The following is a 14,056-nucleotide window of genomic DNA, read 5'->3' as shown; positions in this document are numbered from 1 at the left end:
CACCATGTTTAATAGTTCTCTACAGCCAAATTACGTTACCAGTGTGAACGACTTGCTTCTTGGTAGGTTTCGCAGGAACTTTGTGACAGCTATCATAAACCGTCTGCATGATGTTTTCTTGTTGGTTGTGCAGAAAAAAATGATCGCCATCAAACATATGTAGAAAAAATTCGTTGTTTGTTTGTTCATTCCAAGCAGCCAAGGAAGCAACGCTCACATCGTAATCGGCATCCCCGCCGAATGCGGTTATCGGACAACGCAGCGGCTGGTCATGAATATAAGAATACGTCTCACATACTTCAAAGTCGGCCCTCAGCCTCGGCATCAGCAGCTGCATCAATTCGTCATGCTGCAGTACCGCTTCTGGCGTGCCATTCATGCGTTTCAATTCCATTTTGAATTCATCATCTGGAAGTTGGTGAAGCTTTTTCTTCGTATAAGGAAGCCCGGGGGCGGATCGCCCTGAAACAAATAAATGCACAGGATGTTTCCCATATTTTCTACTAATTTGGCGAGCAGTTTCGTAAGCGATCAATGCGCCCATGCTATGACCGAAAAATACAAAGGGCGTTTGAAGCAAAGGCCCAATTTCAACAACAATCGCTTGGACAATTTGCGACAATGAGGTCATTGGGGATTCAAGTCCCCTGCTCTCTCTGCCAGGTAACTGAACGGGGCATACCTCAACATCCTTAGGGAAAAATCGGGACCATTCCCGATATACCGAAGCTCCTCCTCCAGCGTACGGAAAGCAAAACAATCGAAGGTTAGCACGGGAATTCACATTTGCATTTAAGAACCATGAATGAAGTTTGGATGTCATCTCTTTACCTCTTTCACTCTTATAAATTGTTTTTAAAAGAACACTTCTAACCTAAATAATTGCTATTTCCCCCCTGTCCAGAAACATAAACCTGACCTCTTAAAGTTAATGCTGATTTATTAGCGTAGTGTTAACTGAATAAGAAATATTTATAAAGAAAATAATGGTAAATATTAAAGTTTATGTGAATGAATTGTTAATTACAGGAAAGTTAACATGGTAAAATATCGGATACAACCTGGTTTAAGCCCTGATAACAGTTGAGAAGAGCCTATTAGCTCCATTCTCTTTTGTTAATAACATCTTTATAAAAATAAATTATAATGCAGGTAAAAGCCTCATCTTCATAAACAATTAAAATACAAAATTAGGAAAATAATGAGATAATTGAATTGGCTGGCCAGCCCATTTGAAGTCGTAATGCCGACTCGTTGATTCATATTAAGAACTGAGAGGAATGAAATCATGAAGAAATTTACCACTTCCATCATTCTAGCTTTCATACTGGTCATAAGCTTCGTTATCGCGCCTGCCTCCGCTGCCGTTTCTAACCCTAACTTGAACCGTGTCCCAGGCACATGGTCGCCGGGAGCGACGCCAGCCAATTTGAATGCCAAATTGCCTGTCATTTTATTCGTACAAGGACTCGGGGGCAATGCAGGATCTTGGTATGACACCAATGATATGTATCAAACAGCTTACAATAACGGCTATCAGACTGCTTTTATTGAACTGAACGATTCAGGCGGAACTCCTCGAAATATGTGGGACAACGGACAGCTGTTAGCTCAAAAAATTGCTGTCATCTCCCAATACTTTAATAAGAAACTTGTGATCGTCGCTCACAGCAAGGGAGGCGTGGATACGCAAGCTGCTCTTGTGCACTACAATGCCTATCCTTACGTTACAAATGTGATTACACTAAGCTCTCCGCATCATGGTTCTGAGTTGGCTGATCTTGCTTATTCAAGCTGGGCCGGATGGTTAGCCGACCTCATCGGCTACAAAAACGACGCCACTTATTCCATGCAAACCTCCTACATGAACTACTTCCGCTCTGTTACGGATTCGAATGCTAATAGCTCTTACAATAAATTCTATACACTCGCAGGAAAAGGCTGGGCCTCATCACCTAGCAGCTCTTATTTTGCCGGCGGTCTTTACTTGTCGCTATTCGGAAATAACGACGGTGTGGTTACTGTAAACAGTTCCTATGTGCCTAAGGGCACTATGATTACGATCGGAGATTGGGATCATAATACGATCCGCAAAGGAGCCACCACGTTTTCTTTATTCAAACCGTATTTAACAGCCACTACTAGCACAGCAGCGGCAAAAGCTGCTGTTCCTAGCGACCTTGTCACGAATGCAAGCAATAAACCATCTGATGCTTCGCAAGAAAATACTGTTGGGACAGCAAGCAATTTATTAGTACGCGGCGGGGCGCACAATGGAACTGCCAGCGAAAGCTTTCTTGTTGAAAACGACGTTAAAAGCATTACCGTGGATTGGATCTCCGACCAGAAAGCAGATCAAGTAGAATTGATATCCCCTTCAGGCGGCCAAACGAGCGTAAATGTCAAATCTTATCAAGATGAGCAGGTGTTCAAAAACGCTTGGCATCACATTGCCGTGGTGAATAATCCCAAGCAAGGAGAATGGACACTCAAGACACACAACGCTAAATCAGGTGGCTACCTGATGACAGTCCGATACGATTCAGCTTTGGACAAATCCATTCAATTGAAGCTAAACGCCGACAAGACAAAGATTCAGGTCGGGCGCGATAAGGCTTTATTGCAAGGAGACAAGCTTAAAGTCCAATATCAAATTGATTTTACTCCTGAGGGCAGCAACGCCGACAAAAAGCAAACAACGAAATTAAAAAATCTTGTAACCATCGATACGGATAGTGATGTAAATCTATCTGACATAATCAGTCCAGGTGTCTACCAAGCTTCATTCGTCGTAAAGGGACAAACAGTGAAAGGTGTTCCTTTCGAAAGAACGCTGATTCGTTCCATTTACATCGACAAAAAGGGTGACAGACACTAAACCATTGAAAATACGGCTATTTCGCATCATAGAACTGAACCCCTTTCGTGGATATTTTAAAGAGAGACCCTAGATTAAGCTGCTAAAAGATGGCTCCGGTATTCGCCGGGAGTCATCTTTTTTAATGTCCATTGATAACGATTGCTACTTCGATATAATGAGTTCAAAGCGCTCAAAGTAAGCTTTAACCACAGTTAGCTTGGCGACTTCGATGTGCTCCCGAAAAACGATTACCAATGTTGTAGTTTCTCCAACAATTCACATGCCAAATGGCTATTTTGCTAGTAAGAGTTGTAGTTTGTGCAACAATTCAATCCTATTTGTCGCGAAATGGCCTGTATGGCACTCCAACTACCTCAACCGTTCTTATTCATCGATTATTAACTTAAAAAAACCCGATAGAGGTCACTTTTTTCAAAGTGTCCAGCTTTCGGGTCACCGTTCACGTTTGCGAATCATTCGTTTTTTATTCCGGAGCGTTATGGCATCATTTTTTCTCAACGGTTACTTCATTAAATGGCGGTATCGGTTCATCCAAAATAGTAGATGACTTTTGATTCAAATACTTCTCGAAAAATGCGAGCACGTAGCTATTAATCATATGCCGTTCCTGTATGGGGGGCAATTTCAAGCCATCCATGAGGCGCAGCCCAGGGGACCATAAATAGTAGTCCGTAAAGCTCATATGCTTGATCCCACGGATGGTTACCGCATAACCGCCGCCGCTTCCGAACATGGCGCGATTTCGAATCGGTATCTCCGTTTTATATTTGTCGTATGCTTGTTTAGTAACTCCGATCTTCGCCAATTGCTGTTCGGTCGGTTCCACATCCTTGTTCGTCTCTACAGACTCCGTCTTCATCTGCATGAATGGTTGTTTCAGGCCGTTTACAATGGTTTTGCCGAAAGGAGTTCCATCCATGTTGATGCCTGCTTTTAGCCGTTGATCCGCATAGAGCGTTTGGATCGTTGCCGCCCCTCCAAAGGAATGGCCCAGCATGCCGATTTTATCCAAGTTTATTTTTCCGGTTAGCAGACCCTGAGGGTCTTGTTTATTCATCTTTTCGAATTGGTCCAGTACAAACTGAGCATCCTTCACCCAGACTTCAATCATTCGATCCCAACCGTCAATGTCAATTACGGCAGGAAGCTTTTTCGTCTTGGGAGCGATGCGCTGATCAGGAAACACCGTAGTCATCGCATAGTAGGGATGCTGAATCGCGGCAACAAGATAACCGTTGCTGGCCAGTTCTTCCATTTGATTCGTACTCGTAAACCTCGTGCCTGGCAGCCCATGAGAGAACACAATGAGCGGATATTGGGCTTGCTCTGCAGAGAGCGGAGACGCCGCATAAGAATTTGTTTTTACATGGCGCAAATACTGGAAAATGAATGCAGGAATCTTGTATTCCCGCTGCATTGCTTGCCCAAACTGACGATACTCAGGTATATAAAGTGCCTTAGAGGAGGCCTGATCGATTTGAGCAGGATACCATAATTGAACAAGAAGCTCCCGTCGATCATTCGGAGTGTCCGTCAATATTTCCTCTCTTGACGCATCGGTCCAATGATAGGTGACTGTTCCTACCGAGTAAGGACCGGATGGTGCATCGATTTTAAATACGGGAAGCAGAATGGGCAGTATCGCAGAAATTGCCAATAAGAACGCCAGCAGAAAGCTCCAAATTATATGGGTCCGCTTGCTTCGCTCTTTATGGCGCCTTGCCTTTGCAAACAAATAATACATATAGCCTGCCATTAAACCGTAGAGCGGAACCATTTGCCATCTGTAGCCTTCGAAAATGAAATGAAGCAGTGCAATACCTATAGCCAAGCTGCATGCCAGGTCAATGACTTTTCGTCTTCCCCATCTATCAACGATCCATAGCATTACAGTGCTTACAAGCATCATGATCTCGCATATTCGCATGGAGCCCTCCCTTCCGATTATCTTTACCATTATGTTCCAATTGCGCACATAATATAAATATAAGAATTCGGATAGGATTGGTAATTTATGTCTCGAGCAAGTCGACGTTAACGTGATTGACCTTATCAGGAAAATACCCGGATATCGCACATAAGGATAGTTTATAGGCCGGATCAATCTCGTATTGTTTAAACTGGTATTTTCTTATTTCGTCTCCGGCGATCAGCTGAATATCGGAACCTTGCTTGTGGATGCTAAACGAATCCAAAGGAAGGCTAAGCCCTCTCCCGTCTGCTTTGATCAGGCTTTCCTTTAGCGTCCAAATGTCAAAAAAATAGGTCAAACGATGCGAGGCAGGCAAAGTCATCATTTGCTCATACTCCGCTATAGAGAAAAATTGACGAGCGATTTGCATATCAATCGAATGAATCTTCTCAACATCGATTCCTACAGCATCTGAATCAATGGCGCAGACGACCCAGTCTCCAGAATGTGAAACATTGAAGTAGATGGAATCTGTGCCGACAAGGCGGGGTTTGCCATAGGCATTCATGCCAAAACGGATCTGATGCCGAGGCAGCTTCGTCGTTATTCCAATCGCGTATTTGACCAACAACTCCCCCACCAACGAGCGAACAGCATCATCATATTTTAACATCCGCCGGACCTTACTCTGCTTCTCCAGCGATAATTGATTAAACATCCGGCCAAACTTTTGTCTATCCAACTCTTCAGACAGATGTATAGCAAAAACCTGCAGCTTGAGCAGATATAAACCCTCCTACTAAGCTTATTCGTATCTTAATGATTCAATAGGTTGCATGTTGGCCGCCTTTTTAGCGGGATACCAACCAAAGAACAGGCCTACACAAGTGGAAAATCCAAAAGCGATCACGATCGTCCAACCTGACAAAATGAATTGCCACTTGGTGATAAGCGAAAAGGCAAACGAACCTAATACGCCGATTGAAATACCAACCAACCCGCCAAGCAAGCAAAGAATGATCGCTTCCATCATAAACTGCTGTAAAATCAGCCCTGGCGTAGCTCCGATTGCTTTGCGGGTACCGATCTCCCTCGTGCGCTCCGTAACGGACACTAGCATAATATTCATGACGCCGACACCGCCGACTAGCAAGGAAATACCCGCAATGGAACCAATGAGAATCTGCATGACATTAAATACAACATCGAGGTTTTTCTGGAAATCCTCTACCTTCTGAACTTCATAATCACCGTTTTCTGCGTTATGCGCTTTGGCTAAATGGCTCGTTATCGCTTTTCCGGCCTTATCCTTTTGCATGGTATCCGTGGTGTTTGCAATCACCATCAGTGAATCCAGTTCATTGTTAGTGCCCTCTTTGAGCAGGGGCAAGGAATCATAAGGCATATAAGCGGAATAAATATTACCATCCAGCCCGGATAAAATCGATTTATCGGATTTGTACACGCCAACGATCTCGTATTTATTCCCATCCAACGTGATCTTTCGGTTTACAGCCTGATCTGCGGAGCCAAACTGACTGGTGGCATAGTCCGACTCTACGACGATCACCTTTTGGCGCGACTTTTGTTCGCTTACGGTAAAAAAACGGCCCGCTTCCGTTTTCAAGTTCATAAATTTGATGATGTCCGCAAACGTGCCTGTCACGTTAAAAGTGATCACCGTGTCCCCCGATTTGGAAGTCATGGTCATGCCTAATGAGCCTGAAGCTGCTTGAACGCCTTCCAGCCTGCTCACCTGCTTTAAATCCGTCATCGTTATTTGGATCTTATCGGCTTTTGTTGCGCTCGAGGATGGCGTTACGAAGAAAACGCCGGGGGAATATTTAGCTAGCTCCGATACGACGGAGCCTTTACCAATTTGACCGATGGATACAACCAAGACGACGGATGCCACACCAACGATAATACCGATCATCGTAAGCAAGGAACGCAGTTTATTCACTCTCAAGCTGTCCAAGGAAATCAAAAGATTTTTCCATATACTCACTATCGCTCACTTCCCTTTCGGCGATCTTCGATGATTTCCCCATCTCCGAAGCGGAGTATGCGTTTGGCATGCTCGGCAATGTCCATTTCATGGGTGATGACAATCACCGTAGACCCTTCATTGTTCAGCTGAGTGAATAGAGCCATAATCTCATGAGACGATTTTTGATCCAAGTTTCCAGTCGGCTCATCGGCCAGCAGTATGGATGGATTCATCGTCAACGCTCTCGCTATCGCGACACGCTGCTTTTGCCCGCCGGACAATTCACTAGGGCGGTGATGCACGCGCCCTCCCAAGCCGACTTTCTCCAGCAAGCTGCTTGCCCGCTCCGTACGAACTGAAGATGCAACGCCACCGTACAGCATCGGGAGCTCCACATTGCTCTGAACAGATTGTCTGGCGAGCAGATTAAAATTTTGAAACACGAACCCAATCTTCTTATTCCGAACCTTGGCTAATTCTTTTTCCGTCAACGATTGGACTTCTTGACGATCCAACTTATAAGTGCCGCCGCTAGGAATATCCAAGCAGCCCAAAATGTTCATAAGCGTCGATTTCCCAGATCCCGAAGGTCCGATAATCGCTACGTAATCCCCTTTTTCGATAGTCAGATTCGTCGGTTTAAGGGCTTGAACCTCCAAGGAGCCATTGCGGTAAACTTTATGAATTCCCTCCAATGCGATCATTTTATTACCACCTGCACGCCTTCTTTCACGTCTGCGGAAGGTCCTTCGATAACCTGGTCACCTGGTTGCAGCCCTTCGAGTATTTCGATAAATTCGTCGTTTTCCTCCCCAAGCTTAACGTTGGTTCGAACGGCTTTATTCTCGACAACCTTAAATACGTAAGATTGCTGACCCTCCCGCTTTACAGCGCTAAGAGGTACGATATGGTGAGCAACGTTCTCTATCGTTATTTGAACGGTAGCTTTATATCCTGGACGAAGCTCTACATCCGGCTGTTCGAGATCAACCCTGAATTCAACGACTGACTCCTTCGCATCCAGCTCGGAAGTGACGGCGACCGGAGAAATATACGAAATGGTTCCTGCATAGGTATTCGTAAATGCGTCGCCCGATACCTGAACCTTCATCCCTACTTTAGCCAGGTTGGCTTCGTTTTCCGCCAAGTTCGCTTTAATCTGTAATTGAGACACATTCGTAATCATAAATGATGACGTGCCAAGTGCGATTTCTTGTCCTTCTTTGACGGAAATCCCCGTCACAATCCCGTCAATATCAGCAAGTAATTGATTCTTTTCAAGCTTTTTTTGGATGTCATCGATATTGGACTGCGCGTCTTGAATTTTTAGATCGTACAATTTCACATCAGCAGCACTATTTCCGTCAAAAGATTCCAAACTCGAAGATGAACCCGTTTCGCTCATTTCTTTTTTCGCCGTTTCAAACGTTTGCTTTCTCACCTTTTCCTGATCATTCAGAAACTTCTCCTTCTCAGCGAGATTCACTTGAAGTAGATGCCTCTCTTGCTTCAGCTTCGCATCCAAATCCGTCGTAGACAAGGTGAGCAGCTCTTGACCTTTTTTGACAGGATCACCTTTATTGATGTGAATCTTCTCAATAATACCGCCAGATGTTACAAATTGTTCCTTAATGACTTTAGACTCGATCTTACCGTTCGCGTATACTTGTTTCGTTATGTTCCCTTCTTTTGTTGTGGAGACTTTTACGGCAACCGCCGTACTACCTTTTGAGGTAAATACACCTGTAACTAGTACTGCAACAACCAAAAGGACGACAATCAATACTCCCCAAAGCGCTTTTCTCAACACGATCATTCTCTCCCCATTCAAGATTATATTAGCCTTTTTATGTTTTCTGTGTGTTATTTCCAAATAAAGGTTTTATTGAGATAAATGCGACGACCCTGACGCTCCGATTCAAATGCTCCATACTTTAGTCCGTTGTAATGAACCAGTCCGCCTTTTGGGTCGCCAATAGCTTTCTTTGCCCTTGAAATTCATCAAATAAACTAAGCTTATACTGTTTCAAGAAGGAAGATTTGAATATCAAATCGGCATCCGTTACTAGTATTTTAAAGTTCTCGTGTTTGCCGATTTTCAGCTTCGTCCCCACTGTTTCGGGCGTTTCACCTTCGACTGGATCGAAATCCTTCATCTCGAACGATTTCTCAAATGACTTTTGACCGCCTCCGTCTTCGAATACAAGCACAAGCTTATGTCCGTCTACATTCGTTTCCAGATAGCCCTCGCGACTGATTTCATAGTTGAATTTAAGGGTAAACGTGCTGTTTTCGACCATTGATCCAAATTGATAGAGTGAAATCTGATAAGGGTATACGATAACGTTCTTCAGTGAGTCCTTCACATCAGCCTTCGCTTCAGGAAGCATGAACGCCACGGGTTTCACGTAAGAATCGGGTTTGCCGCCGCTTTCCGTCAGCTTACCTTCCGTTACGGACTCACCGATAATCAGGTGCATGTTTTCCGTCGAAAACCCTTTAGGGAGCGAAGCCGATACGTTCAGCAGTGCAGTGCCATTCGGACTTACTTTATTTTTGACTTCGGCAACCGAAGCTGGAAGCACCGTTCCGTCAGCTGCCCTGAAATGAGCGACTAGCTTTATGGGCGCCGTATATCTTTTCTCCATATTCGTCGCTTCTACTTGTGCGATAACCAATGAGCTTGTCTGGCTTGTATAGCGATTAAGGCTGCGGATCTTAAAGCCGGTTTTTCTACCCGCATCGTCAAGGGTGTACGGCTGATCCAAACTGTGGAAGGGAATCGCCTGCAGCTCGGATTGACTGGTAAACTCAACGACATCCGTTGTGACCGTGTCGCTTTCTTTCTCCTGCAGCACCAACTTCATTCGCGAATACTTCGATGTATAAGGAATTTTACCAATCATTTGCAAATTCAGGGACGAATCGGATGCGATACCGACTTCATTCGCCGTTTGCACGACAGTGGCTTCGATTTTTACCGCATCGTCTAGAAGAAAGTATCCGGTCAAGTTCGGTATGGACAGTGTATCCGGACCTTTATTGCTTAAAGTCATATCTGCGCTCACTAGATCCTGATCTTCCCATGGGAGCCGGTATAAAGCATTCATTTCAGCGGTATAAACGCCGGATTTGCTTGTGAAAGAGTACGCTTTGCCGATGGAACCGCCTTGATTCAAGGTTGCGTCAGGAAGCTGAAATGCGGCCACAGGCAGGTTGATTTTCAAATCAGTGGCAGTCTCCGTTATGACAAGCTCCCAATGATTCGAAGAAACGGCAATCGGAATCGTTCCGGATAACTGGATTTCTTTGCTTTCTTTCGGTTTGATAACTAAATCCTTGAGTCCTTTCGCTTCCAAAGGATACAGAAGTCCTTCCGGCGTGCGAATCGAAAATAGGTAGGAAGGAATTGTAACCGCCGTTGTGCCGACATTCTCAAGCGTTAAATAAACGGTTGGTACATGATATTTTTCGTTTTTGTTGCTGACGAGCTTCTTGATCGAAGCCATCACTTCCGTGTCTCCTACTTGAACGATTGAACTCCCTTGTGACGGAGTCACGTCCGTGTAAGCGTCGGGTACGGCGACCTGACCCAGTACTCTTTCGAAATTGGAGCGGTTAAAATCCCAGTTCATAAACTCTACAACCAAATCTTGAAGCTGCGTGTTTTCATTCACGTTCGCATAATAAGTCATATCCACACTCGAGCCTGGAGCAACGTAAGTCTTGTCTTTATCAGAAGGAAGTGAGCGTGCGGGGAATTGGCTGCCCGATTTGCTTTTTAAGCGGATCCAATAATCGATCACTTTTAATGCGCTGCTGCCTCCATTGTGAATCGATATTTGGATTACAGCCAGCTTACTGTTCTGAGATGTCGTCAAATGAATTTGCTTTAATTCAAAGTAACTTTGCTCCGAAATGGAGACCTTTCCAATGTTAGCGGATCCCTCCCCATAAGCAATAGCAGATGTTACAGTGCTTAGAGTGAGTGAAATAGAAAAAGCCAATGCTGCCAATTTCAAGATAGGCGACTTCATAACCATAATTTCATCCTTTCTCCATTTTAGGGATTTTTTGAAAGTATTCGTTACAATTAGCGATAATCCTCTGGCTTCATAATTACTTCATTTTTAACCAGCGTACTCTAGCTGAACAATTAAAAAGGAGCAACTGCGAAAGCGTGCTCCTTGACTATGGTTACTTGGAATTTATGAAGTAAATCTTGACTATTAGCGAATTAAGCCAATTGTACTGATAAAAGGAGGTTGCAATTTTACCAACCAACTTGTCTCCCTTCACGACTGATCCATGTGATTAGTTTAATCTCTTTTTATTTACACCGTATTAAATACAAATAGATTAATTGTAAATGCCATATTCATCATTTCCTGTAAATTCCTAGTATAGATTAAACCATAGTCAAAACCGAAAAATATTTTCGAACCACTGAAACAAATCAGAAAGCTCATCCGTTAAGAGGATATAGATGAAAATAATGGAAATCCTCAAAACACATGAAAAGGATGAAAAAGATGAAGAAAAAAGCTTTGGCCGCCGGCCTCCTGCTATCCGCTACGATCTTAACGTCCGCCTTTGCCCCCGCTACCACTAACGCCGATCAGGCACCAGTTGTCCGGTTAGAGGGCCAGCCGATCACGTTCTCACTGCAGCCTAAATTAATAGACGGTATTCTAATGGCGTCTGTTCGGGATCTTGCAAAGGCTTTAAGTTTAGAAGTGACATGGAATGAAGCCGAGCGGCTTGCCGTTGTTACTGGAAACGGGTACGAGCTTAGGCTGCCGTTGAATTCGGATTTTGCCTACGTGAACGGTAAAGCAAACACCATTTACGGCAGCACGCAAATGGTAAATAGTTCTATGTACGTTCCGCTGCGCTTCTTTATGGAAAGCGCAAATCAAGTTGTTCGCTGGGATTCGGCCACCAGCTCAGTGAACATCACGAAGCAGGCGGACAGCTTGCCTGTAGTCGGTACCTATGACCACTTGGTCACACTTTTGACGCAGAATGAGAGCAGTAGGTCCGCCAGAGTTAGTTTACTAACCAAACAAGCTAAATCTGAAACCACCTCCGGTATCGCTTCGGCTCCAGCTAGTGCCGGTGCTGCAGTTGCAGTCCAAGATTCGGCCAGGGAAGCGGCACCCGGCTACTCCAGCACGAATGTGCAAGTGCAGGGCGTGGATGAATCCGATGTCGTCAAGACAGATGGAACGTATATCTATTCGGTAAACAAGCAGCGTATCGTAGTCACTCAGGCTTATCCCGCCGATCAGATGAAAGTACTGAGCATTCTTGATTTCCCGGGAAATCAAGACACTCAATTCCAGCCAAGTGAAATCTACGTGGATGACAAGCATCTGATCGTGCTTGGTAATTCTTATCAGAACTATCAACCAATCCCTTATGATGGTGCAGACGGCGCCACTGCGATGAAAATGATCCTGCCGATGAGGTCACAGGGAACCGCGAAGGTCATGGTTTACGACCTCACCGATCGGAGCAGCCTGAAGCTTATGAAGGAAGCTGAGCTTGAAGGAAACTACGTTTCTTCCCGCAAAATCGGATCGTCGCTCTATTTTATCTCCAATAAGTACGTGAATTACTACCAGTACCGAGAAATGGCGGATAAAGAAAAAGCGAAAACTGCCCTAACTCCTGCTTATCGGGATTCAGCGGCAGGCGATTCCTTTACTTCTATTCCGCTCAATCAGGTCTATTACTTGCCGAAAGCTCTGGAGCCTAACTACGTGCTCATCGGAGGCATCAATCTGAATGAACTGAAGCAGACGATGAATGTTACTTCTTACCTCGGCTCCGGCCAGAACGTGTACGCATCCGAAGAGAACTTGTATATGGCCGTGACGAATTATGAACAGATGCGAATCCAGCCACTGAGGATACCCGCTGGTGCTCCTGCACAAGGCATACGAATCGGTGAGCCAAACGAAGACAGTCAACCATATGAACTTCCTAAGCAAGAAACGATCATTTATCAATTCGGGCTGAACGCAGGAAAAGCAGCGTACAAAAATACAGGCAAGGTGCCCGGACGCTTACTCAATCAATTTTCTATGGATGAGTATAACGGCCATTTCCGGCTTGCTACAACTACAGGAGAAATGGGTCGGACGGATGATGGGATCTCGAAGAATCATGTTTTCATACTTGACGGGAACCTGAAAGAGAAAGGCAAGATCGAGAACATCGCTCCAGGAGAGCGGATTTATTCCACCCGCTTCATGGGCGACCGGGCTTACATGGTTACCTTCAAAAACACCGATCCGCTATTTGTCATGGATTTAAAGGATCCCGCTGCACCGAAATTGTTAGGTGCATTGAAGATTCCTGGCTACAGCGATTATCTGCATCCTTATGATGAAAACCACATTATTGGCTTCGGGAAAGATACAATAGAGGTCGACAACAAAAATCCGAATGGACCGCAATCCATTGCCTACTACCAGGGCATGAAAGTGGCACTGTTCGATGTTACCGATGTGAATAATCCGAAGGAGAAATTTAAGGAGCTAATCGGTGACCGCGGCACGGATTCCGAGCTGCTGCACAATCACCGTGCACTGCTCTTTAACAAGGAAAAAAATCTACTTTCCTTCCCCGTTAACGTAATGAAAGTCGATCCGAGTCAGACGACGAACAATCCGAAAATGCCAGCTAGCGCATACGGCAATTTTGCTTTCCAAGGCGCGTACGTCTACAACCTCGATTTAGAAAAAGGTTTCCAGTTCCGTGGAGGCATAACCCATCTATCACCGGAAGATCTGCAAAAAGCCGGACAGTACGTTCATGCCGGGGATAAACAGGTGCAGCGTGTTCTTTATATCGGTGATACGCTTTACACCGTCTCCAACGGATTGATCAAAGCGAACGACCTCAGCACGCTGAAGGAAAAGAACTCGGTGGTCATTCCGTAGTCCTTGTCACGACGAATAAAGGGGCTGTCTCAAAAGGCGTTTTTGGAGTGATGGCAGGCACTTTGATCGTACTGTAACGTGCTATGGTTTGGTAACTAGAACTTACCGAGGGAACGTAGACGCGTTATTGGGTTGAAAAACACCCGAAATGATGAGGAAGAGGAACGAGGAGGCGTTATTTCACGGTTTTTTGTCTCCGAATCGCCACTTTTGATCAAATAGCGCTCTCACGTTCCTCTTATACGATTTTATTCGCATATTTCCCGAAATAGCGGCCCTACGTTCCTCTAAATAGTGTTCGGGGTGACTTTCTATTATAATCA

At 44.8% G+C, this 14,056-nt stretch carries 9 protein-coding genes; 2 read left to right on the top strand and 7 right to left on the bottom strand.

Annotated features, from left to right (window positions below; all coding sequences use genetic code 11):
• Positions 1-19 precede the first annotated feature (19 nt).
• On the bottom strand, positions 20-823 hold the full coding sequence (locus AC58U0_RS10795; RefSeq protein ID WP_497379004.1) for a thioesterase II family protein: 804 nt from the start codon (positions 821-823) through the stop codon (positions 20-22).
• A 465-nt stretch (positions 824-1,288) separates the two neighbouring features.
• Between AC58U0_RS10795 and AC58U0_RS10790 the strand changes: the two genes are divergently transcribed.
• Positions 1,289-2,878 (top strand): esterase/lipase family protein, encoded by a 1,590-nt coding sequence (locus tag AC58U0_RS10790; protein WP_497379003.1) that lies wholly within the window; start codon positions 1,289-1,291, stop codon positions 2,876-2,878.
• Positions 2,879-3,365: 487 nt separating this feature from the next.
• Here AC58U0_RS10790 and AC58U0_RS10785 read toward each other — a convergent pair whose 3' ends face one another.
• The 6 genes from AC58U0_RS10785 to AC58U0_RS10760 form a co-directional block, all read right to left on the bottom strand.
• Positions 3,366-4,808 (bottom strand): alpha/beta hydrolase family protein, encoded by a 1,443-nt coding sequence (locus tag AC58U0_RS10785; protein WP_497379002.1) that lies wholly within the window; start codon positions 4,806-4,808, stop codon positions 3,366-3,368.
• Between the two features lie 85 nt (positions 4,809-4,893).
• Positions 4,894-5,535, bottom strand: a complete 642-nt coding sequence (locus AC58U0_RS10780) for a 4'-phosphopantetheinyl transferase family protein (RefSeq protein ID WP_497379001.1) — start codon at positions 5,533-5,535, stop codon at positions 4,894-4,896.
• 63 nt (positions 5,536-5,598) lie between these two features.
• The gene (locus AC58U0_RS10775; RefSeq protein ID WP_497379000.1) at positions 5,599-6,801 is read right to left on the bottom strand and encodes an ABC transporter permease; all 1,203 of its coding nucleotides are present in this window, start codon (positions 6,799-6,801) and stop codon (positions 5,599-5,601) included.
• Positions 6,801-7,487 carry an ABC transporter ATP-binding protein gene (locus tag AC58U0_RS10770; protein ID WP_497378999.1) on the bottom strand — a complete coding sequence of 229 codons (687 nt, stop codon included), beginning with the start codon at positions 7,485-7,487 and terminating at the stop codon, positions 6,801-6,803. The genes AC58U0_RS10775 and AC58U0_RS10770 overlap by 1 nt, the downstream gene beginning before the upstream one ends.
• Complete coding sequence (locus AC58U0_RS10765) at positions 7,484-8,593, bottom strand: efflux RND transporter periplasmic adaptor subunit (protein ID WP_497378998.1); 1,110 nt, start codon at positions 8,591-8,593, stop codon at positions 7,484-7,486. Before AC58U0_RS10765 ends, AC58U0_RS10770 begins: the two co-directional genes overlap by 4 nt.
• A 124-nt stretch (positions 8,594-8,717) precedes the next feature.
• Positions 8,718-10,826 carry a hypothetical protein gene (locus AC58U0_RS10760; RefSeq protein WP_497378997.1) on the bottom strand — a complete coding sequence of 703 codons (2,109 nt, stop codon included), beginning with the start codon at positions 10,824-10,826 and terminating at the stop codon, positions 8,718-8,720.
• 489 nt (positions 10,827-11,315) lie between these two features.
• On the opposite strand from AC58U0_RS10760, the gene AC58U0_RS10755 reads away from it, so the two are divergent.
• Positions 11,316-13,733 (top strand): beta-propeller domain-containing protein, encoded by a 2,418-nt coding sequence (locus AC58U0_RS10755; protein WP_497378996.1) that lies wholly within the window; start codon positions 11,316-11,318, stop codon positions 13,731-13,733.
• Positions 13,734-14,056: the final 323 nt, after the last annotated feature.

It is taken from the genome of Paenibacillus sp. J31P190, from assembly GCF_059692075.1.
Note: the sequence above shows the minus strand (reverse complement) of the source record. Positions and strands in the feature narration are given on the sequence as shown.

Bases quoted from the DNA above. Each gene is read 5' to 3' on its own strand.
- AC58U0_RS10795 (WP_497379004.1), bottom strand. From the start codon at position 823: ATGACATCCAAACTTCATTCATGGTTCTTAAATGCAAATGTGAATTCC.
- AC58U0_RS10785 (WP_497379002.1), bottom strand. From the start codon at position 4,808: ATGCGAATATGCGAGATCATGATGCTTGTAAGCACTGTAATGCTATGG.
- AC58U0_RS10755 (WP_497378996.1), top strand. From the start codon at position 11,316: ATGAAGAAAAAAGCTTTGGCCGCCGGCCTCCTGCTATCCGCTACGATC.
- AC58U0_RS10760 (WP_497378997.1), bottom strand. From the start codon at position 10,826: ATGGTTATGAAGTCGCCTATCTTGAAATTGGCAGCATTGGCTTTTTCT.
- AC58U0_RS10770 (WP_497378999.1), bottom strand. From the start codon at position 7,487: ATGATCGCATTGGAGGGAATTCATAAAGTTTACCGCAATGGCTCCTTG.
- AC58U0_RS10790 (WP_497379003.1), top strand. From the start codon at position 1,289: ATGAAGAAATTTACCACTTCCATCATTCTAGCTTTCATACTGGTCATA.